Origin of the sequence: Fictibacillus sp. S7, from assembly GCF_004127935.1 — a bacterium.
In the GTDB taxonomy this organism is placed as follows: Bacteria; Bacillota; Bacilli; order Bacillales; family Fictibacillaceae; genus Fictibacillus_C; species Fictibacillus_C enclensis.
The window spans coordinates 704,719-726,356 of record NZ_QJKL01000001.1; the positions used below are offsets into that span (position 1 = coordinate 704,719).

At 42.4% G+C, this 21,638-nt stretch carries 16 protein-coding genes; 13 read left to right on the forward strand and 3 right to left on the reverse strand.

The genetic code is table 11. The features are described 5' to 3' along the window. Positions 1–111: 111 nt before the first annotated feature. On the reverse strand, positions 112–1,710 hold the full coding sequence (locus DMO16_RS03635) for a glycoside hydrolase family 10 protein (RefSeq protein ID WP_241840439.1): 1,599 nt from the start codon (positions 1,708–1,710) through the stop codon (positions 112–114). A 268-nt stretch (positions 1,711–1,978) separates the two neighbouring features. On the opposite strand from DMO16_RS03635, the gene DMO16_RS03640 reads away from it, so the two are divergent. After that, positions 1,979–2,686 carry a YukJ family protein gene (locus tag DMO16_RS03640; protein ID WP_061970354.1) on the forward strand — a complete coding sequence of 236 codons (708 nt, stop codon included), beginning with the start codon at positions 1,979–1,981 and terminating at the stop codon, positions 2,684–2,686. 18 nt (positions 2,687–2,704) lie between these two features. Here DMO16_RS03640 and DMO16_RS03645 read toward each other — a convergent pair whose 3' ends face one another. Beyond that, positions 2,705–3,550 carry an AraC family transcriptional regulator gene (locus tag DMO16_RS03645; protein ID WP_061970352.1) on the reverse strand — a complete coding sequence of 282 codons (846 nt, stop codon included), beginning with the start codon at positions 3,548–3,550 and terminating at the stop codon, positions 2,705–2,707. A gap of 220 nt (positions 3,551–3,770) precedes the next feature. Here DMO16_RS03645 and DMO16_RS03650 point away from each other — a divergent pair, with 220 nt between their 5' ends. The 12 genes from DMO16_RS03650 to DMO16_RS03705 all read left to right on the forward strand — a co-directional run bounded on the left by DMO16_RS03650 (position 3,771) and on the right by DMO16_RS03705 (position 19,918). After that, complete coding sequence (locus DMO16_RS03650; protein WP_061970350.1) at positions 3,771–4,778, forward strand: Gfo/Idh/MocA family protein; 1,008 nt, start codon at positions 3,771–3,773, stop codon at positions 4,776–4,778. A 25-nt stretch (positions 4,779–4,803) separates the two neighbouring features. Beyond that, positions 4,804–6,024, forward strand: coding sequence for an ABC transporter substrate-binding protein (locus tag DMO16_RS03655; RefSeq protein WP_129475401.1), 1,221 nt, complete (start codon positions 4,804–4,806; stop codon positions 6,022–6,024). Between the two features lie 18 nt (positions 6,025–6,042). Beyond that, the gene (locus DMO16_RS03660) at positions 6,043–6,984 is read left to right on the forward strand and encodes a carbohydrate ABC transporter permease (RefSeq protein WP_241840440.1); all 942 of its coding nucleotides are present in this window, start codon (positions 6,043–6,045) and stop codon (positions 6,982–6,984) included. Next, positions 6,984–7,820 carry a carbohydrate ABC transporter permease gene (locus tag DMO16_RS03665; RefSeq protein WP_061970347.1) on the forward strand — a complete coding sequence of 279 codons (837 nt, stop codon included), beginning with the start codon at positions 6,984–6,986 and terminating at the stop codon, positions 7,818–7,820. The genes DMO16_RS03660 and DMO16_RS03665 overlap by 1 nt, the downstream gene beginning before the upstream one ends. A 28-nt stretch (positions 7,821–7,848) precedes the next feature. Continuing rightward, positions 7,849–8,817, forward strand: a complete 969-nt coding sequence (locus tag DMO16_RS03670) for a sugar phosphate isomerase/epimerase family protein (protein WP_129475403.1) — start codon at positions 7,849–7,851, stop codon at positions 8,815–8,817. Further along, a complete protein-coding gene (locus tag DMO16_RS03675) occupies positions 8,808–10,007 on the forward strand; it encodes a Gfo/Idh/MocA family protein (protein ID WP_129480296.1) in 1,200 nt (399 codons plus the stop codon). Before DMO16_RS03670 ends, DMO16_RS03675 begins: the two co-directional genes overlap by 10 nt. 209 nt (positions 10,008–10,216) lie before the next feature. After that, positions 10,217–13,315, forward strand: coding sequence for an efflux RND transporter permease subunit (locus tag DMO16_RS03680; RefSeq protein WP_129475405.1), 3,099 nt, complete (start codon positions 10,217–10,219; stop codon positions 13,313–13,315). A gap of 163 nt (positions 13,316–13,478) precedes the next feature. Next, positions 13,479–16,223, forward strand: a complete 2,745-nt coding sequence (locus DMO16_RS03685; RefSeq protein WP_241840441.1) for a bifunctional YncE family protein/alkaline phosphatase family protein — start codon at positions 13,479–13,481, stop codon at positions 16,221–16,223. A gap of 145 nt (positions 16,224–16,368) precedes the next feature. Then, the gene (locus DMO16_RS03690) at positions 16,369–17,472 is read left to right on the forward strand and encodes a 5-methyltetrahydropteroyltriglutamate--homocysteine S-methyltransferase (protein WP_129475409.1); all 1,104 of its coding nucleotides are present in this window, start codon (positions 16,369–16,371) and stop codon (positions 17,470–17,472) included. A gap of 192 nt (positions 17,473–17,664) precedes the next feature. Next, complete coding sequence (locus tag DMO16_RS03695; protein WP_129475411.1) at positions 17,665–18,009, forward strand: PRD domain-containing protein; 345 nt, start codon at positions 17,665–17,667, stop codon at positions 18,007–18,009. Between the two features lie 43 nt (positions 18,010–18,052). Next, on the forward strand, positions 18,053–18,859 hold the full coding sequence (locus DMO16_RS03700) for a histidinol-phosphatase (protein WP_129475413.1): 807 nt from the start codon (positions 18,053–18,055) through the stop codon (positions 18,857–18,859). A gap of 234 nt (positions 18,860–19,093) precedes the next feature. Further along, positions 19,094–19,918, forward strand: a complete 825-nt coding sequence (locus DMO16_RS03705; RefSeq protein ID WP_129475415.1) for a sugar phosphate isomerase/epimerase family protein — start codon at positions 19,094–19,096, stop codon at positions 19,916–19,918. Between the two features lie 143 nt (positions 19,919–20,061). Here DMO16_RS03705 and DMO16_RS03710 read toward each other — a convergent pair whose 3' ends face one another. Continuing rightward, positions 20,062–21,588, reverse strand: a complete 1,527-nt coding sequence (locus DMO16_RS03710) for a glycine betaine uptake BCCT transporter (RefSeq protein ID WP_129475418.1) — start codon at positions 21,586–21,588, stop codon at positions 20,062–20,064. Between the last annotated feature and the right edge of the window lie 50 nt (positions 21,589–21,638).

The following is a 21,638-nucleotide window of genomic DNA, read 5'->3' on the forward strand; positions in this document are numbered from 1 at the left end:
AATTTCACGTACCGTATTTTAATATTAAATTTTTTAATATAAAATTCACTAAAAAAATCAAAGATACCACTCTAGCACAAGTGGTATCTTTTTACCTTGAAAATTATTTTCTTAATTTGTTTTTATTTTAAAACTTTTGGAAGGTTTACTTTCATTGTGGGTTCGATCCAGTGCCGTTACCACATAGGTATACGTCTTTCCGGCTTCAGCTGTTTGATCAGTGAACAAGTACTTTTGTTTTGGACTGTAAATAGTCATAAGCATGTGGGACGCATCATCAATACTGCCTTTTTTCTTTCCTTCAAACCGATAAACAGCATAGGCAGTGGCATCACTGTGTTTATTGTGCTTTTCAATCACAAAGGAGACCGTATCATTTCTATAACTTATTCCGCGTATCTTTGGTGACTTTGGAGCTTGATCATCAATCCATGGCATGGAAGGAATGAGTGAAGGATATTTGTAAATATCATTTTTTAAGCGATCCGCAATGCCCAGTGGGTTTTTACGTAAATCCTTAGCACTGAAATGCATGCTTCCTTTGAATTCATCATACGTACGGTTTAGTTGCAACTGATGGGGCATCTCTTCAGGATTCAGCCAGTTGGATACACCGTTCGTTATCGTATTGATTTTGTAATCAGCTTGTCCCACATACAGCTGGACCGGTTTGTCCTTAACTTCTTTTGCCCACCAATCGAGAAGCTTGGCATAATCCGCAACAGGCAGGCCAATGTTCCAATAAATTTGCGGAGCAATATAATCAATATACCCATTGTTGATCCAGTTTCTTGTGTCTGCGTATAAATCATCGTAATTCGTTTGTCCGGCTGCTGTATCAGAGCCTGTAGGATCAACAGCTTTGTTGCGCCAAACACCAAACGGGCTGATGCCAAATTTCACATAGGATTTTTCCGATTTAATCGCTTCATTCAAGTGCTTTACCAGCTGGTTTACATTGTCGCGCCGCCAATCTTCAATGTTCGAGAAACGTGATCTTCCGTATGTTTGGTAAGTGGCTTGATCCGGAAATGGAACTCCGGCGATTTTATAGGGATAAAAATAGTCATCCATATGAACCGCATCAATGTCATAGTTTTTTACCACTTCTATAATACCGTCAATGATAAACTTCTGTGCAGCCGGAATCCCGGGATTAAAATACAGCTGCTGGCCATATGGAACGACCCAGTCGGGATGCAGCCTTGCAGGATGATCGGCTGGCAGTTTATCAAGATCTGACAGATCGGCCGTTTTGCCTAATGGCATGGTAATGCGGTACGGATTAAACCAGGCATGAAATTCCATATTACGCTTGTGAGCTTCTTCTACCATAAAAGAGAGGGGATCATAGCCAGGATCTTTGCCCTGGACACCTGTCAGATATTTCGACCAGAGACCATATTGGGAAGGATAAAAAGCATCCGCAGTCGGTTTAATTTGCATGACGACCGCATTCATGTTCATTGCTTTTTGCTCATCCAGGTACCGGTTGAACTCTTCTTTTTGCTGTGAGATGGACAGCCCTGGCTTGGAAGGCCAATCGATGTTCGTTACACTGGCAATCCAGGCTCCACGAAGTTCTTGCTTAGGATATGTTTTTGCTTGATGAGGGGATGATTGAGCATTGGCAGCTTGGGTGGATAGGAGTAAGTTGCCGCCAAGAAAAGCAGCAAGCAGCATTGAGCCTGCTTTTTTCTTTGATACCATGACAAAACCTCTTTTCCTTATTTTCTATTAATTGGTAATAACAGTATAATTATAGAAGATTCATAGAGAAATAACCCATTGCTTTAGATTTATTTTTAAGGAGGAATAAGTAGGAAGAAATTCACAGATTACTTACTATGATTCCTACAATGGACACTTGCGGCGGTAACTTTCCCGGTTTACAATAAGAACAAATGTTCCTGTTTGGTTTATAAAAAGGATTTAGAGATCGTGCAACGAATTATATGGGTTCAAGGAGGGGAAGTACATGTCATTGAACAACTACGGAGTGTTAAAAGGGAAAGTACTAGATTCCAAGCATGGCAGTGATGCCAGTCCTCATTACCAGATCCTTGTTGAGGGGGAAGAACAAACGAAATACCGTGTGGCGGTTAACATTAAGTCACAATCCTACCCTTCAGAAGTATTGTATTTAGTCAGTGACCAGTTTCAATCCGAAGATTTAGCCGCATTGCCGAACTTACCAGCTGGATTTATGGATATAAAAAATAACCATCCGGATATCGCGCTTGATTTTATCCGAGGAAATTTATTTGATCCCAAAAAGATGGTTCCGTTGCCTGCTGACGTTGAAGGACCGGATAATGACCTGAATGAAAAGTTAAGTTTTTACATTGAAAAAGCACAACAGGAAAAGGCAGTCCTTTATGCCTTCGGCCAGCGCTGGGGACCCGAGAATAACAAACCGGATCAGTATTTTGGATTTACCCCTGGGAATGGAATTCATGATATCCATATGAACCAGGGAAACGTGGGACAGTGGAAACGAGATAATGGAACTTGGCAGGATGGCGGTTTGCTGCTTTATTTTGAAGAATCGAATTCGTGGGTAGGAACGTTCCTTGCTTTTCAATCACAGTCCTGGTGCACCGATGATCAAGGTAACGCCGTGCTGCCTGTAGAGAAATGCAATTATTTGAATTATGATCAAGCCAACAGAAAAGCCAAACAGTGATCCATTGCTGTTTGGCTTTTATTTTTTTCGGATAACAGAAGGAGGCACATTTTTAATTTTTTTAAACACTCTTCCGAAATAGGTAATACTGCTGAATCCGACATTCCCTGCAATTTCTGTGATCGAAGCGTCAGTGTCCACCAGCATTTTTTCTGCTTCGTTGATTCGAAGCAAATGAAGATATTCAATTAATGTTTTTCCCGTTATTTTCTTAAAGACTTTGCAAAAGTGATTGGGGCTTAAGTTAACCATCCTCGCAGCTTCTTCAATGCTGATTTCCTGGTTATAGTGTTCTCTCAGGAATTTTAACAGGCCGGTGAGATGATAAGACTTTTTGGAAAAAGCAGGAGACTGTTCTTTCAGCTGATGATAATAGCGGAAAATAAGACCGAAAATCCGAAACAGCTCTGCCTTAACTAAAAGTTCATAACCGACCTCGCTCTTTTCAAATTCGGTGATCAAGCAAGAAATGGAACGGCTGAGTTCATTCGTGTACACTTCTTCTTTTCTTAAAAAGTTTTGAAGCTTTAATTCATTGTTGAAATAGGGATAAAGATAAAGGCGTTCGGTACAATCGAGGCCCGTGTTCCGAAGCAGGGCATCATTAAACACAATAGCTGCAATTTCAGCATGGTCAGTCAGCCCCTCTGCGGCATGCAGCTGTTTCGGGTTCACAAAGGCAAGTTCTCCTTTTTCGAGATGGACGAATGTATCATCTATTTGCACCTTTACTTTTCCTTCTTTAATAAAAATCCATTCCATATGATTGTGCCAGTGAAGAGGAAACTTATTGATGAAGAAAATATTAATAGGAAATGTCTTATCCGGAATATATGTTGCTTCCTTTAAATCACTTCTGGTCATACCATTCCTCCTCAATCCACTCATATTTTTCTATTAAGATAACAGGTAAACGGAAGAATGACAACGCTTTCTTTGTCTGAGTTGCGTAATATTGTGCGAATTATGAATAAGATTGTGAATAGCCATAAGAAAGCGCATTCAGTACGATAAATGCGAAGAGTGGAAATACATTAACAGAAAACTGAATACCAGGTAATTCATTCAACAGGAGGCTAGAGATATGGAAAAAATACGTATCATTCAAATTGGTTCAGGAGGATTCGGCCAATCATGGCTTGAAGTGGCCATGAAGTATGAACAAGTTGAGCTTGTTGCTGTTGTAGATATGATGGAGGAAAACCTGAAGCAAGCAAAACAGATTACTGGCTTACCGGGGGAAATGTTGCTCTCAACTATAGATGAAGCTTTAAGGGAAATCGAGGCGGATGCCGTGTTGATCGTCACTCCGCCGCAAACGCATAAAGAGCTGGCGATAAAAGCCATCCAGCAGGGGTTTCACGTGATGATGGAAAAGCCACTTGCACATACGCTTGAAGAAGCAAAGGAATTGCTGGATTTTAAACAGAACCATCATAAACAACTGATAGTCAGTCAAAATTACCGGTGGAACCGTCCGATCCAAACGGTAAAACAGTTGCTTGATGCGGGTGAAATCGGAAAAGTGGAATGGATGAATTATTCCTTTCAGCGCGCAAGCCACTTTGGAGGCTGGAGAGACCGATATGATCATATCCTCCTGGAGGATATGTCGATCCATCATTTCGATCTGATGAGATACCTGCTAAATAAAAACCCGATTGAAGTTTACGCACAAAGCTACCGTCCATCCTGGAGCTGGTTTCAGGGGAATCCGAATGCCCATGTAACGATTGCCTTTGAGGATGATGTTCATGTCAACTATGCGGGAAGCTGGGTGACAAAAGGAAAGGAAACCCCGTGGAATGGAGAGTTTCGGTTGGTCGGAGAAAAAGGTGCCATTGAACTAATAGAGGATAAAGTTACTTTATATGATTCAACTAATAAAGCACGAAATGTGCCTTTAGTCGACCTGCCTTATGATGACCGTACGTTGTCACTGGATCATTTTGTTCAATCGATTATTTACGGTAATCAGGCAGCCACTTCTATTGAAGATAATATTAAGAGTTATGAGCTCACCTGCGCCGCCATAGAATCAGCAGTTACTCACAAGGTGGTCAAGCTGCCTTTATCCCTGGTCCAAAACTGATTACAGGCTAAAGGAGGGGTATGGAATGGCAAAGAAACTGTCGGTTTTTATCATGTTATTAGCCTTAATTCTGGTTTTACCCGCTTGTGACAGCGCAGAAGGCAAACAAGATGGAAAGATTAAATTAACGTGGTGGGACTATTACGGCAGTGAAGCCGCTGTCGCAATGAACAACGCCATTAAAACATATGAGAAAGCCCATCCAAATGTGCATATCGAACGAATCGAGGTTCCTTTTGGAGAGTTGAAAAAGAAGATACTCTTGGGAGCAGCCGGAGGGGAATTGCCGGATATTTTGATCATTGACAACCCTGACCATCAGATGCTGGCAGAAGCGGGGATTCTGGCAGATCTTACGAAGAAAGTGAAAGTATGGGGACAGGAAAAGAATTACTTTGAAGGGCCGCTGTCATCTACCGTTTATAAAGGGAAAAATTACGGAATACCGCTTGGAAGCAACAACCTTGCCCTCTTTTATAATGAGGACCTGTTAAAAGAGGCAGGGATAAAGCCTCCAAAAACCTGGGACGAGCTTAAAAACGCAGCTAAGAAATTGACCCATAACGATGTATATGGCATATCGGTATCGGCCATCAGTCAGGAGGAAGGTACGTTTCAATTTTTGCCATTCGTCTGGCAAGCAGGTTCTGACCTGACTCATTTTAATACGCAGGGATCCGTCGATGCAATTTCCCTCTGGAAGGAACTGATTGATAGTCACTCTATGTCCAAAGGCGTTCTAACACAAACCCAGCAGGATGTTGCTTTGCAGTTCATCAACGGAAAAACCGCGATGATGGTGAACGGTACCTGGCAAATTCCTGTTTTGGAAAAAGAAAAGAAATTGAATTGGAATGTAGTGGAGCTTCCAGGATACAAGGAAAACAGCACCATTTTGGGCGGAGAAAATTATGCTATCACAAGTACGTCCAAACACAAAGAGGCAGCATGGAATGTGCTTATGTTTTTGCAGGAGAAAGAAAATGCCAAAAAGATTCTTATTCAAAAAGGGAATTTGCCCCCGCGAAAGGATTACATCCAGGATGACTATTGGCAAAAGGATCCCAGACTAAAAACCTTTGCCAACAGTATGGAGTTTGCCAAAGCCAGAGCTTACGGGGCATATTATCCTTCCATTTCTGAAGAAATTCAAAAATTGATGCAGGAGGTTTTAACCGGAAACATGCCCGCTGATCAGGCGGTCAAACAAGCAGCCAAAAAGATCAAACCCTATATCACTCAATAAGAAAAGGTGGTGAGAGTCATGAATGTAGAAACGGATACTTCTTGGCAACGGAACGTCACTATGGAAATCAGAAAAAAAGCAAAACGAAAAAAGTCGTTGGGTAATTACCTGTTCATACTGCCAGGCGGAGTCTTTCTGCTTCTGTTTTTGGTGTTTCCCATCGGCTATAACTTGAAAATTACGTTTGAGGATTTAACAGCCTTAAATATTTTAAAGGAACAGTCCTTTGTCGGTCTGGAAAATTATGTGACGGTGCTGAAAGATAAAATTTTTCTTCTGTCGCTAAAAAACTCTGTTATCTTCACAGGTCTCTGTATCTTTTTCCAATTTACGATCGGCTTTGTCTTTGCTCTGTTTTTTAACAAGAAATTTCCAGGAAGGAACGTAATGAGGGCGCTCATTTTGATTGCCTGGATGATTCCCATGGTGATCACAGGCACATTATTTAAATGGATGTTTGCCGGTGACCACGGAATCATTAACCATCTTCTTTTATGGCTGGGAGCGATTGACCAGCCGATTCATTGGCTGATCAATGATCATACTTCATTGTACAGCACCATCACGGCCAACATCTGGATCGGGATTCCGTTCAATATGATCATTTTGCTGGCCGGTCTCCAATCGTTGCCTGAGGAAACCTATGAAGCGGCCAAAGTGGATGGAGCAGGAAAGATTCGGCAATTCTTTTTCATCACCCTTCCGCTTATGAAGCCTACTATCTTGACCTTGCTCATATTGGGCATTATTTACACCTTCAAAGTCTTTGACATCATATTGATTATGACCGGCGGGGGACCAGTCAACAGTTCTACGGTCTTGCCGTTTTACTCCTATGAATTGGCATTTACCAACTATAATTTTAGCCTTGGCGCCACCATAAACACGATTATGCTCGGTTTATTGGTACTTGTAGCTCTGGTCTATTTATGGCTGGTCAGAAAGGAGGAAAATGTGTAATGAATTCGCTCCCGAAGGTCAACAATAAATATTTTACGACGGCCATTGCTGTCATTTCGACCATCATTTTTCTGTTCCCTGTATACTGGATGGTCACCACATCCATAAAACCGATGTCTGGCATTTTGGCTACCACTCCACAGATCATCCCTCACGAGATACAGTTCCAAGCTTATGTGAAAAATTTTATACAAGATACCGAGATTCTGAGATTCTTTTTAAACAGTGTTATTATCGCAACAGGTTCCATGATATTGACCTTGCTGTTTGCTTCACCATTCGCCTATGCGCTGGCCCGTCTGGAGTTGAGAGGAAAGGGCTGGATGATTGGATTTTTGCTGGTCGTCCAGATGCTTCCGAACATCATGCTTGCTTTACCGTTCTTTATCTTGTTTTCTAAACTTCATCTATTAAACCATTTTATATCCTTGATCATTGCCAATGCCACGCTTTCCATGCCATTTGCCATACTTGTGCTTCGCCCATTTTTCATGTCCATTCCAAAAGGGCTTGAAGAAGCAGCGGTCATTGATGGATGTAACCGCTTTGCCGCATTTTGGAAAATCGTTCTGCCGCTGGCAAAGCCCGGCCTCCTGACAGTTGGATCTTTCTGCTTTTTACATGCCTGGGGGGACTTGCTGTTTGCTTTAATTTTGACCACGGACAAAAGCGTCCGGCCATTAACGGTCCATTTGTATACCTTTGTCGGGCAATATGGAACCGATTGGAACTCTTTGATGGCGGTGGCAACCGTTTGTGTTATTCCGATCATCATTATTTTTATCGCGTTTCAAAAACATATCGTTGGAGGACTGGCCTCCGGGTCGGTTAAATAATCAGAAAATCAAAAAAGGAGAGAGTTCGATGAAATTAGGAGTATTTGCTGTGTTATTTTCAAAAAAGACATTTGAAGAAGCTTTGGATTACATAAAGGAAAGTGGGCTGGATACGGTAGAAATCGGCACTGGAGGCTATATCGGTGATGCTCACTGCAAGCCCGCTGAATTGCTGGCGGATGAATCAAAGTTGAATGACTTTAAATACGCACTGCAGTCACGGGGGATTCAGATCAGTGCCTTCAGCTGCCACGGCAACCCGTTGCATCCCAATCAAAATATTGCAGAAGAGCACCATCGGATCTTTCAGGATACGGTTCGCCTGGCCGCAAAACTGGGTGTTGAACAGGTAGTGACTTTCTCGGGGTGTCCCGGTGAATCCGAATATTCTCTTCATCCTGTGTGGATCACATGCCCTTGGCCGACCGATTTTGCTGAAGTTGTGGATTGGCAATGGAACGAAAAAGTCATTCCGTATTGGAAGGAGCAAAATGAGTTTCTAAAAGAACATGGCGTAAAAGCAGCCATCGAGCCGCATCCCGGATTTGTTGTATACAATACGGAAACGCTGCTTCGATTACGAAGAGAATGTGGCAACCAAATTGGCGCAAACTTTGATCCAAGCCATTATTTTTGGCAGGGGATGGATCCGGTCGCCTGCATCCGGGCACTTGGAAGAGAAAAAGCGCTCTTTCATTTTCATGCCAAAGACACAAAAATTGATGGACAAAACCATCCATTAAATGGTGTACTTGATACAAAGAGTTATAGCGACATCGCCAACCGGTCGTGGGTGTTCAGAACCGTGGGTTACGGCCATGGAGAAGATACATGGAGGGATATCATCAGCGCTCTTCAAACGATTGGTTATAACGGAGCAATCAGCATTGAGCATGAAGATGGATTGATGAGTGTCGAAGAAGGATTCACAAAAGCAGTAGCCTTTTTAAAGGACAAATTGATTGAAGAAGGAGCTGTTGAGATGTGGTGGGCGTAAACCAAAAGCAGGTAAGGGTAGGACTGGTCGGCTATAAGTTTATGGGAAAAGCGCATTCTCATGCGTACCGGGATGTATCGTTTTACTTTGACACAAAGGCGAAGCCGGTCCTGCAAGCCATCTGCGGACGCAATGAAGAAGGCGTGAAAGAAGCGGCAGCCACCATGGGCTGGCAAAGCTATGAAACAGATTGGCGAAAACTGATTGCACGTGATGACATTGATCTCATTGATATTGTAACTCCTAACAACAGTCATGCAGAGATTGCTATTGCAGCCGCACAAGCCGGCAAACATGTTTTTTGCGAGAAGCCGCTGGCTTTGACGCTGGAACAATCCCAACGGATGCTGGATGCGGTGGAGAAAAATGGTGTGGTACATATGATCAACCATAACTACCGGTTTGCTCCGGCTGTACAGTGGGCAAAAAAACTGATCGAAGAAGGCCGGTTGGGTCGAATCTATCATATCCGGGCGACCTATTTGCAGGATTGGATCATGGACCCCGAATTTCCACTGGTTTGGCGGTTGAGCAAAGAGGTCTGCGGCTCCGGTGCATTGGGTGACTTGGCCGCACACAGCATCGATCTTGCCCGTTTTTTAGTCGGAGAATTCAAGGAAGTCAGCGGGATTATGGAAACATTCATTAAAGAACGGCCCATTGTGGAGGACAGTTCTGGATTAAGTGGCAAAGGATCATCCGAACAAAAAGGGCCTGTTGAGGTAGACGATGCAAGTGTTTTCCTCGCCCGTTTTGTAAACGGTGCCATCGGAACATTTGAAGCTACACGCTTTGCAGGAGGCAACCGAAACGGAAACAGGTTTGAGATCAACGGAGAAAAAGGATCCATTCGTTGGGATATGGAAAACATGAACAATCTTGATGTCTATTTTCATCAGGATGAAGACGGACTTCAGGGGTTCAGAACCATAAATTGTACCGAAGAGGTCCACCCTTATGCAGGCGCCTACTGGCCGGCAGCCCATATCATAGGTTACGAGCATACCTTCACCAACCTGATGGTGGAATTGATGAATGGCATTGATCAAGGATACAGTCCGCTACCAAACTTTGTTGACGGAGTCCGGAACCAGGCGATATTGGAAGCAGTGCAGGAATCGGCACAAACAAAGCAATGGGTTACCCTGTCCGACGTTTTTAAAAGAGCAGAACCCTCAGTAAAAAGTTAGTCAAATAGAAAGCGCCCCTTAACATTTACGTGTTAAGGGGTTTTTTGTATGGAGAAATAGTTTACAAGAAAAGTATTTAACAATATACAATTCTTTTACGCTGAATTAACAAGGTTTTTACACAAGGGTTTTATACTGGACTAGTAACAGGAAAAATTTACATAAATCAAAGATCCATGGTAATCAACAAAACAAAAGGGGGGGATAAAATGAAGTCAATTCTCAATGCGGTAATGAACCGCGCCATACTTATGATTACGTTAATCGTATTAATTATGGTCTGGGGTGCTGTCGGCGCCTGGAAGATTCAGCGGGATTATCTGCCGGAGATCAGCAATGCGACTCTAACTGTTTCTGCTCAAGCTCAGAATTTCTCAGCCGATCAAGTGAAAACCTCTATTACCAAACCTATTGAACAAGCCGTCAGAGTGGTTGACGGCCTTCAGGACATTGAGACAAGTTCGTATCAGGGAGGCTCATTCTTGCGGCTCAATTTTCCCATGAGCTACGATATGAAACAAGCAGAAACGGATGTACGTGCGGCTATTGATGATTTGCAATTGCCTTCTGGGTTAAAGAAGCCAGTTGTTACCCGGTTAAGTACTCATTCGTTTCCGATCATGAGCATCAATCTGACCAGTTCATCTGCCAATGTGACAGAAAACGGCTTAAGGACCCTGATACAGGAAGAGATCGCGAATGAACTAAAAACGGTACCAGGTGTCAAAGATATAAAAGTTACTGGCGGCGGAAACGCGGGTTACTCTTTACAATTAAATCCTGAAAAGCTGAAGAAAGAAGGATTGTCGATTGATGATGTACAATCCGCATTGGAAAAGAAACATTCAACCATGCTTCAAGGCAATGTGGCTAATCAAATCTCTTCTTTTCCCATTCAAGTCACCGGCTGGATATTATCTAAAAATGATCTCATGCAGTTGCCAATCAAGCGACAGGATGGTCATACAATACCTCTTTTCCGTGTAGCTGATATTTCTAATGCTGTTGTCAATCTTCAAACCATTTCACGGACAAATGGATCACCGAGTGTGCAGCTTGATGTACTAAAAACTTCCGAATCTACCATCACAGAAGTAGGCGAACGGGTAAAAAGCAAACTGAGTGCTATACCTGAAATTAAGAACCATGAAGTTAAATCGGTTATTTTATTTGATCAAAGCCAGGAAGTAAACACTTCATTACAGGGTCTGGTAAAAGAAGGATTGCTCGGATGTCTCTTTTCCATGATTTGTGTCTTCCTCTTTTTCCGTCAGGTGCGTTCAACGTTGCTTATCGTTTTATCTCTGCCCGTTTGTTTACTGGCAACAACAGGGATTTTGTACACGATGGGAATAAGTTTAAACCTGCTGACAGTTTCCGGGTTAATTGTTGCAATGGGACGTGTGGTTGATGATTCCATTGTAATTCTGGATAATATGAACCGAAAAATACAGGAGGCTGGCGGAAGAATTAGAAAACAACTAGTAGTTGGAGCGGTTGCTGAAATGCTGCCTGCCATCGTTTCCTCAACTGCAACAACAATAGCTGTTTATATCCCAATCGCGTTGATCGGAGGACTGATCCGTTCTGCTTTTTCCGGTTTTGCCTGGTCGGTGGTTATCGCGCTTGTTATTTCTCTTGCTGTTGCCATGTTTATCGTTCCTGCACTTTATTATGTAGTCTGGAAAACAAGTCCAGGAAAAAGCCAGGATCCACTTGAAACACACGCCAGAATGCTGTTTCATTGGGGGTTCCAATATGAAAAGAGAATTGTTGCGATCATCCTTGTCCTATTTGTTCTAAGTGGTGTGGGAGCTGCTTTTTTGCCGGTCAATTTTCTTCCAATGGCCCATAAACCAGGTCAAATTGGCGTGCGTCTGGAATTACCCCAAACCACATCATTAGAAAATATGGAAGCTGAAGTTGAAAAACTTGAAGGGGAGTTAAAAGCAAACAAAAAGGTAAGCGGGTTTTCTTCTTTGCTTGGATCATCGTTCACCCCGGAATCAGATGATGTTTTTGATGCAGGGGGCGGTTGGATTCAAAAGCCAAACGTGGCCAATTTATTGGTTAGCCTAAAACAAGGAACTGATGTTAATTCGTTTATGAAAGTATTGCAAAAACAACTGGATGCACGGTCAGGAAAAGCAATTTATACCGTAACCAATCAACGAATAGCGGGAGATGATTCTCAGTTAAAGATTAATCTTACAGGAGCAGCCCCCGAGACATTGGAAGCTATGGCGCAAAGTATAGGGCAGCATCTTTCACATATTCCCGGGCTTGCGGTTGAGAACATGGCAGACCAGGAAGGAACGGTGAAAGGGTATCGCATCAATCTTGATCAAAAAGCGATTGAACGGAATGGCATTAAGGAAAGTGATGTGCTCCAGCGAATACAGTACTATACTTCTGAAGGAGCCATCGGACAATTCAACATTAATGACACTTCATTCCCGGTTGTTTTCAAAAATACTCAGAGTTTAAATTTGAATGAAGAGGCATCTGATGCCTTAGCCCGGCTAAGTAATGAAACGTTTACTGCAAACAAGGGACAGCAAGTGAAGCTCCGTGAGCTGGCAACGGTTGAGGCAGATAAAGATGGTACGGAAATTCAGGAAAAAGCCGGAAAGCCATATGCAGAAGTGACCGCAAATATCACCTCCAGTGATCTGGGTGGTGTTTCAAGGCAAGTGAAGGATGAAATGGAAAAACTGGATTTACCAGAGAATATTCAGTATTCATTTTCTGGCATACCGGAGCAAGTTAATGAAATGATGTATGAAATGGCCATAGCTCTCGCCTTTTCCTTTCTGCTCGTACTTATGATTGTCAGTTTGGTATTTAAGGGCTGGAAGGGACCATTATCTGTTCTAATATGTGTTCCATTAGCATTTATCGGCTCAGTCATCGCCATGGTCATCTTCCGGCTGGAATGGGATTTGGCAGCTTTGGTTGGATTATTAATGCTAACAGGAATTGTAGTTACCAACGGAATCGTCATTGTGGATAAAATCGAAAGAAATATTGCAAGAGGAGCTTATCTTGAGGAGGCTGTTCGTTTTGCTGCTATAACAAGGGCACGCCCCATTATAACAACTGCTCTTACGACGGTATTAACGGTTCTTCCTTTGGCACTTTCTTCACGTCAGGATGCTGTGGTATCACAAACTCTGGGTATTGTTGTCATTGGAGGCTTAGTCACTTCCACTTTTTGCAGCTTGATCATTATTCCGATTTTTTATAAGTGGATGAACAGAAAGGCACTGCCAACCCGTACAGAACACGAGCAAAAAAAATATGCCTGAATGAAACCTGCAGCAACCGTGCTGCAGGTTTCATTCATTAAGAAATAATTTGAATATTTTACATTATTAATCAATTAATTTTACGTTAACGTAAAGAAAGATTAATAGTGGAGGAGTATTCTAATCTAGAAATACATACCAAATGACAGGAGAGAGGCAATTGTTGAAAAACAAGAAAAAGTTCATAACGGGGATCGCGCTCAGCACTGTTCTGCTTGGCTCGGCAAGCGTATATGCCACGGTACAGGATCCTTTCGGTAAAAAACTGGTCGGTCGGCAGCCCAGCGGTAAAGTGGTAACTCCGGTCAACCAACTCGTAACACCTGCCGGCAAGCAAATTGAATTTGGCGGAAATCCTATTTCACTGGCCGTTCATCCGAATGGTAAGACAGCAGTATCATTAAATGGAAGAACAGATTATGGCGGAAATGGATTAAATGTGATCAATCTTGAGACCGGGAAACTTATGGCTACAAGTTTTAAATTGAAACTTTCTCACATGTGGGGTGTAGCCTATTCACAGGACGGAAAAGAGTTATATGCAACAGGTTCAACCGGCAAAACTGGTAAAGTTGTTGTCATGTCTGTCGCTCAAGATGGAACTCCATCAGTTAAAGCGACATATGACCTTCCTGAGGCAGCTGCAGGCGGAAATATTAATCCTCTCGATATCAGGGTAGCGCCAAATGGACAACTCCTTGTTGCGCTAAATCGGGATAACAGTCTGGGGCTGATCGATCCGAAAACCGGGGAAATCACATCCAAAATCGCGGTTGAAAATGCGCCCACCGGTGTTTGGATAGACGGAGATAAGGCATATGTAACCAATCAGGGAGGAAGAAAGCCAAAGCCTGGTGATGCCACCGTTGATTCTTCCGGGACACAGGTGGTCATTAACAAGAAAACAGGGGCGACGTCAACAGGAACCGTTTCAGTCATAGACCTTAACACCAAGAAAGTAATCAAAAACATTAAAGTGGGCGTCCAGCCTGAAAGAATGACGCAATCCGGTCAGTATTTATTTGTAACGAATACCAACAGTGATTCTGTATCCGTTATCAACACAAAAACAAATAAAGTGGTTCAAACCATTGATGTAAAGCCATATCCTAAATCGAAAAAGGGAGCAGCACCAAACTCGATTAAAATGCTGGATGATCACCGTTTGCTTGTAACATTAGGAAGAGCAAACGCTGTAGCCGTGTATGACTGGCAGGGACCAAAAAAGAAACCGGAACTTCTCGGTTTGCTGCCAACCGCTTGGTTCCCGGTAGATATGGCAATGGATTCCAAAAATAAACGACTCATTGTGGCAAATGCTGATGGAGTCGGCTCTCTTGGACCGGCAAGGACATCCACTATTCAGGGTATTACGGTTTCCGGCCACTCTTCCTATGCTCAGGTTGGGTCGATATCACTGATGCCGATTCCGTCAACGGGAGACATAATTAAAGGGACAAAGAAAGTGTATGAAAATAACAATTGGTATGGCTTAAAAGATTTAAATGCCAAGGCCCGCCCAAACAAAAAGCCGGTTGCCATGCCCGAACGGGTAGGTGAGCCTTCTACCATTAAGCATGTATTTTACATTATTAAGGAGAACAGAACGTATGACCAGGTACTCGGTGATTTAGGAAAGGGCAATGGCGAACCGGCCATCACTCAGTTTGGTGAAGAAGTGACACCGAATTTTCATAAGCTGGCTAACACTTTTCCGCTTCTGGACAATTTTTATGTGTCAGGGATTCAATCAGCAAGTGGCCATCAATGGGTAATGCAAGGAACCAATACAGATTACGAAGACAAAGAAACCGATACAGCTAACGTAAGAAGCTACCCCGGTGGAGCAGGAGATCCAATGGCCTATGCACCGACTGGACATCTATGGGACCAAGCCCGTAATTATAATGTTTCTGTAGAAAACTTCGGAGAAGATACCACCGGCTTTGTCGGGCCGGAAGAGTTTGGAACGTGGACAGACTGGTACAATGATTATTTAAAACTTTCTGGTAAACAGGAAGGAGATCTTCATGTTCCGGTTGGCCATTATAAAGCTACTTACGATATTCCATCATTAGGACCAATCACGCACAAATCTTACCCAACGTTTGATATGAACATTCCAGATCAATACCGTTTTGAAATCTTCAAAAAGAAATTTGAGAAACATGTAAAAAATAATGATCTTCCTGCATTAAATACGCTTTGGGTAACGAATGATCATACAGCAGGAACAGCCACCGGGAATCCTACCCCGCAGGCCATGGTGGCAGACAATGATTTGGCTGTCGGCAAAATAGTTGATCTTATTTCTCATAGTCCGTATTGGAAGGACTCCGTGATCTTCGTTACAGAAGATGATGCACAGAACGGATTGGACCATGTAGACGGACACCGGGAACCGGCTTATGTTATAAGTCCTTGGGTTAAAAAGGAGATTACCAACAGCCGTTATTGGACCGTTATCAACATGGTTCGAAGTATTGAACAAATCCTTGGACTTCCAGCAATGAACCAAAACGATGCGGCTGCTCAGCCAATGAGCGAAATTTTTACGAACAAGCCTGATTTTACACCGTATAAAGCTGAAGGTAGCCGCATTCCGCTGGATACACTGAACGGCCAGCCGAAAGCTAATACTGCTGCACTAGCCAATACAGAAGATACGACATCAACTTCAAAAATACTGGCGCAGAAATGGACGGAGTGGTCAAATAAGAACAAAAAGTTCTTGAGCGGAAAAACCGCTTCACCAGATGAAGTCAACGCCAATATGTTAAATCACGCCGTCTGGTATGCAACAAAAGGGTTTGATACTCCATTTCCGGGAGATAAAGCTCCTCTTGCGCCTGATGTAGTGGCTCAGCAACCCGAAAGCAAAGCACCGTCACCTGCAGACAATGACTAATAATGAAAAAATAGGTCTCTCCATATAAGGAGAGACTTTTTTATGACAAAAAATTTTCATTATTTGATGAATTAAGACAAAAGCATAGCGTATAGCTCAATTTTATGGTTATAATAGGGTTAAAAATTTCAAGGAGCTGTCACAATTGACAACAACGTTAACAAAAGGACCTTACAAAGCCGATCATGTAGGGAGTTTTTTACGCCCTGAGCGGATTAAAGAAGCCCGTGTCCTTCACCAAAATGGGGACATTACGAGAGAGCAGCTTCGTAACATTGAAGATGAAGAAATTACACGTCTAGTGGAAAAACAAAAGGAAGCAGGGCTGCAGGCCGTAACGGACGGAGAGTTTCGACGTGCCTGGTGGCATTTTGATTTTCTGTCTCAATTAGAAGGCGTAGAACTTTACGAAACTAACGCCGGCATTCAGTTTAACGGTGTACAAACAAAAGCGCACGGAATTAAGGTCGTTGGCAAACTGGACTTTAGCGACCATCCAATGCTTGAAGATTATAAATTCCTTCATGATCTTGCAGGGGACCATGTCGCAAAATTCACCATCCCCAGCCCCAACATGCTGTTTTTCAGGGGAACGATTGATGAAAAGGTATATCCGGACAAAGATGAATTTTTTAACGATCTGATCGCGGTTTACCAGAAAGCCATTCAAGCCTTTTATGATGCCGGCTGCCGGTATCTGCAGCTTGACGATACGGCGTGGGCTGTTTTCTTCTCTGAAAAGGGTCAGGAACAGATTGCCGCTAAAGGTTACTCAATCGATGAATTGCTTGAGCGTTTTACACGTGCCATTAATGAATCCATTGCCAAAAAGCCGGAAGACATGGTTATCACCATGCACATCTGCCGAGGAAACTTCAAGTCCAGCTATACGGCAAGCGGTGGCTATGACAATGCTTCCGAATACATTTTCGGCAAATTAAAGGTGGACGGGTTATTCCTTGAATTTGATGATGAGCGTTCCGGCGGCTTCGAACCTCTTCGGCATGTGAACCGCTCCGATTTACAGATTGTTCTTGGACTGATTACATCAAAATTCGGCGAATTGGAAGATCCAGAACTCATTAAGGAACGAATTCGTGAGGCTTCCCAGTTTGTGCCACTGGATCAAATCTGTCTCAGCCCTCAGTGCGGATTTTCTTCCACAGAGGAAGGAAATCTGCTGACAGAGGAGCAGCAGTGGGAAAAAATTAGACATGTCGTTTCCATCGCGAACGACGTATGGAAATAACACATCATTTAAATACGTAAGAAAGCGAGAGTCATCCTGCGGGATGGCTCTTTTTGTAATTATCTAAAAATTTATTGTCTCTTTCTTTTCCGTATGGTATGTTGTTTCTGCAAAAAACAGATTAGGGAATTAGTAGAAATGGGAGATCGTCTTTAAAAAGGCTTTGAAATTTCCTTTGAAAGGAGGTTTGAAGTGAAAGGATTACTGGAACGCCTGGAGTTGTTAAAAAGCAGTGATTCCATTACGGAGAAGGCTTATGCCATAAGCCGGAAGACCATTCAGAAATTTGTTAGTGAGAATGATGCGGACCAGTACAGCATGTTGATTATACATCTCGCAATGGCTCTTACAAGAATCGAAAGACAGCAAGAACTGATTCCGCCTCCAATGGATATTATGCTGGAAGTCTACCAATCTCCAAAAATGGAAGAAGCACGGGGACGTGTGGCCTGGATTGATCAATTGTTAAATCACAGCCTGCCAGAAGAAGAAAAAGAGTTTTTATATCTTCATTTTGTGAATGCGCTATCAGCTTAAGGTTGACGAAAATGAAACTGTATTTTAAAAAAGGTGGTTTTACATGAAATTTGACTATCATACTCACCATGACCGATGTGGCCATGCGGAAGATTGCATTCGCGCATACATTGAGGCCGCAATTAAAAACCATTTGGACATGGTCGGAATCTCTGACCATTCACCTTATCTGTACAGTGAAGAAGACCATCTCTTTCCAGGTATTGCGATGGCCAAAAGCCACTTTCCCCAATACATCAAGGAGGTTCTTCAGCTCAAGGAAGAGTACCAGGGGAAAATTGAAGTACTATTGGGTGTGGAATCGGACTTTTTTCCCGAGCATGCCGAGATGTACCAGCAATACTATGAGCAATTTCCGCTAGATTACATTATCGGATCGGTGCATCATGTGAGCGGACTAAGTATTTTTAAAAGAAACCGCTGGGAGGGGTTAACCGAAAAACAAAAGCAGGAAACGAAAGAAACCTACTATGATTTGATCGGGCAATCGGCCAAAAGCGGGATTTTTCAGATCCTCGGCCATATCGATGCCATGAAAGGTTACTATCCTGCTTTTTCCACAATTCAGACCGAGGCCGTCGATAAAACGTTGAAAACCATCTCGCAGTATGAAATTGCCATAGAAATTAATACATCCGGAAAGAACAAAGACTGCGGAGGATGGTATCCCGCAGATGAGCTACTTGAACGTGCCCTGTTCCATGGTGTAGCCGTGACGTTCGGCTCTGATGCTCATACCCCGAAGCGAGTCGGCGATGAATTTGAAGAAGTCCAGAAGCGGTTAAAGGAGATCGGGTTCCGGGAGTGGGCGTATTTTAGAAACAAAAAAAGGTATATGACGGATTTATAAGCAGCTTCTTCGGAAGCTGCTTTTTAATTTTATATTTACAAGGATTTACTTTTTTAGGAGGCAGGTCTATTATAGAAGATAATTTAATAGCTGAATAATCTGATAACTTTTTTTGAGGGAGAGGAATGATGATTATGTGAGATTACTGCACAAAAGACATGATCATCAGTGGCAAGTGGAGGCAACAAAATTAAATTTACAATATATGTATTTCTAAGAGAGGACATCGAATATATGAGCTATTTATCATTAACATCTTGGAGCTTGCACAGACATTTAGGTCCTTTATCTTGGTCAAAATGGGATCATGATAAAAAAGAAATTGTGACAGAAGTTGAGGAACAACCGTTAAATCTTAAACTAGTAGATCTGCCAGGCATCCTGTCTGAAAAAGGATTCCAAGCAGTAGAAATTGTACATGCACATTTCCATTCTACTGAACTAGATTATTTACAAAAATTATGTCAATCCATAAAAAAGAGTGGCATAAGGTTTTATACTCTCTTGATTGATTATGGTGATATATCCACTTCAGATCCCGTCCGAAGAGAGAAGGATATGGATTTTATCAAAAGTTGGATTGATGTTGCTTCAATAGCTGGGGCTGAAAATGTACGAGTTGTTAGCGGGGAAGCAAGTCCAGAAGATATAGTAGCTTTACAACGTGCTTCGATCCAGTTTACTGAGCTATGCGTATACGCAAAGAAAAAAGGTGTTGGGGTCTTAACCGAAAATTTTCGGTCGTTAGCGTCTACATCAGAAAATTGTTTGTATTTACTTGAACATACTGACCTTACCGGCTTAATAAGTGACTTCGGGAACTTCTCTGGTCCTAACAAATTGGACTCTTTAAAGGAAACTCTTCCTAAAAGTAAATCTGTCCATGTAAAGGCTCTCACCACACAAGATGGCGAAGTTGACAAGGAAGAATTAGAAAACTGTTTAGCTCTACTAAGGGACGCTGATTACAGTGGACCTTTAACATTAGTTTATGACGAACCAGGGGATGTATGGAAGGGTATTAATAAAGTGAAAGACATAGTTAAAAAGCACATCTAAAGTAATGAATTCAAGTTGTCTATATGCAAGGACATCTTCAAAACAAATCAATACTCCTCGACAATGGCACTTTTTTCAAACTGCAGGACTAATAAAAAAGGCTGCCCCGATGAATCGGGGCAGCCTTTCGTTTTTAAAGAATGTTAAGGCTGAACAGGGGCTCTGCCTTTACTTCCTCGCTGTACTTTAACTTCACTTTTTAGCCCCTTCAATAACGAGTAGCACATGACCACCATGATGACAGCAAAAGGGAGGGCAGCTGCAATAGAGGCGGTTTGCAATACGTTTAATCCACCCGCCAACAGTAATACAGCAGCTACGGCCGATTGAATCACGCCCCAAATTACTTTAATTTTATTTGATGGATTTAATGTTCCGCCCTCGCTAAGCATGCCCAGGACAAAGGTGGCCGTATCTGCAACTGTAATATAATAAATGGCTACCACTGCGAACCCTAAAATACTGAGTACTGAGCTTAATGGGAGATAATCAAAGAATGTAAAGATCGACAACGACACATTTTTTGTAATAAAGTTTGCCAGATGATGATTATCTTGCTTTTGGACAAGTTCAAGAGCTGAGCCTCCAAAGATGGACATCCAGAGAAATGTGCCCAGGGTGGGCACGACTAACACTCCAATAACAAATTCCCGGACCGTTCGTCCTTTTGAAACACGGGCAATAAACATACCCACAAAAGGTGCCCAGGCAATCCACCATGCCCAATAAAATAATGTCCAGGATGCAATCCATTTTCCTTCACCAAAAGGTTCTAATCGTAAACTCATGTGTATAAAGTCACTTAAGTAGATACCGGTGGTGTTAAAAAGAACTTTAAATATGGTCAAGGTCGGACCAACAACCAAAATCATAAGCATTATAGCGAAAGATAAGATCATAGCTGTATTCGATAAATATTGAATCCCTTTTTCTAAGCCTGTATTGATCGATATGATAAAAAGGACGGTAGCGACCGCAATCACGATGAGCTGCACAACTAATCCGTTGGGAACGCCAAATATGTCATGCATGCCTGCAGTAACCTGCATCGCCCCCAGACCTAAAGACGTCGCGATTCCAAAAACTGTGGCAAAAATGGATAAAATATCAATGGTCTTACCGATTGGCCCATAAATTTTGTCACCCAATATTGGATGAAATGCCGAACTAATCGCAGCAGGTAGCCGTTTGTTGTATTGAAAAAAGGCCAGAGCCAAACCAATTACAGTATAAATAGCCCAGGGGTCTAAACCCCAGTGGAAAAATGTGAACTTCATTGCTGTATTTGCTGCGTCGACCGTATATCCTTTTCCGTAAGGCGGGGCAGTGTAGTGCGTAATCGGTTCTGCCACACTCCAGTACACAATTCCGATTCCCATCCCTGCACCAAATAACATGGCGAGCCAGGACGCTGTGTTAAAATCTGGCCTGTCTGTTTTTTTTCCAAGACGGATATCTCCATACTTTGACAGCAATAAATAAACGGAAAAGATAACAAAGAATAACGTGGCACCAAGATAGAACCAACCCAGATAATCAATGGAACCATTATAAATAGCATTGGTAACTTTGGCGAGATTATCTGTAAAAAACACGCCCCAGATAATAAAAATCAATGTAATAAGTATAGAAATAATAAAAACACTATTTCCGGTGTTTTTTCTGTCCATAGAATCCTCCTAATAAAATGTCTGAAACATGTAAACTGCATTCAAAATAG

Coding starts and splice junctions, on each gene's coding strand:
- DMO16_RS03705 (WP_129475415.1), top strand. CDS start 19,094: ATGAGCTATTTATCATTAACATCTTGGAGCTTGCACAGACATTTAGGT.
- DMO16_RS03645 (WP_061970352.1), bottom strand. CDS start 3,550: ATGACCAGAAGTGATTTAAAGGAAGCAACATATATTCCGGATAAGACA.
- DMO16_RS03650 (WP_061970350.1), top strand. CDS start 3,771: ATGGAAAAAATACGTATCATTCAAATTGGTTCAGGAGGATTCGGCCAA.
- DMO16_RS03710 (WP_129475418.1), bottom strand. CDS start 21,588: ATGGACAGAAAAAACACCGGAAATAGTGTTTTTATTATTTCTATACTT.
- DMO16_RS03700 (WP_129475413.1), top strand. CDS start 18,053: ATGAAATTTGACTATCATACTCACCATGACCGATGTGGCCATGCGGAA.
- DMO16_RS03665 (WP_061970347.1), top strand. CDS start 6,984: ATGAATTCGCTCCCGAAGGTCAACAATAAATATTTTACGACGGCCATT.
- DMO16_RS03655 (WP_129475401.1), top strand. CDS start 4,804: ATGGCAAAGAAACTGTCGGTTTTTATCATGTTATTAGCCTTAATTCTG.
- DMO16_RS03670 (WP_129475403.1), top strand. CDS start 7,849: ATGAAATTAGGAGTATTTGCTGTGTTATTTTCAAAAAAGACATTTGAA.
- DMO16_RS03660 (WP_241840440.1), top strand. CDS start 6,043: ATGAATGTAGAAACGGATACTTCTTGGCAACGGAACGTCACTATGGAA.
- DMO16_RS03640 (WP_061970354.1), top strand. CDS start 1,979: ATGTCATTGAACAACTACGGAGTGTTAAAAGGGAAAGTACTAGATTCC.
- DMO16_RS03680 (WP_129475405.1), top strand. CDS start 10,217: ATGAAGTCAATTCTCAATGCGGTAATGAACCGCGCCATACTTATGATT.
- DMO16_RS03635 (WP_241840439.1), bottom strand. CDS start 1,710: ATGGTATCAAAGAAAAAAGCAGGCTCAATGCTGCTTGCTGCTTTTCTT.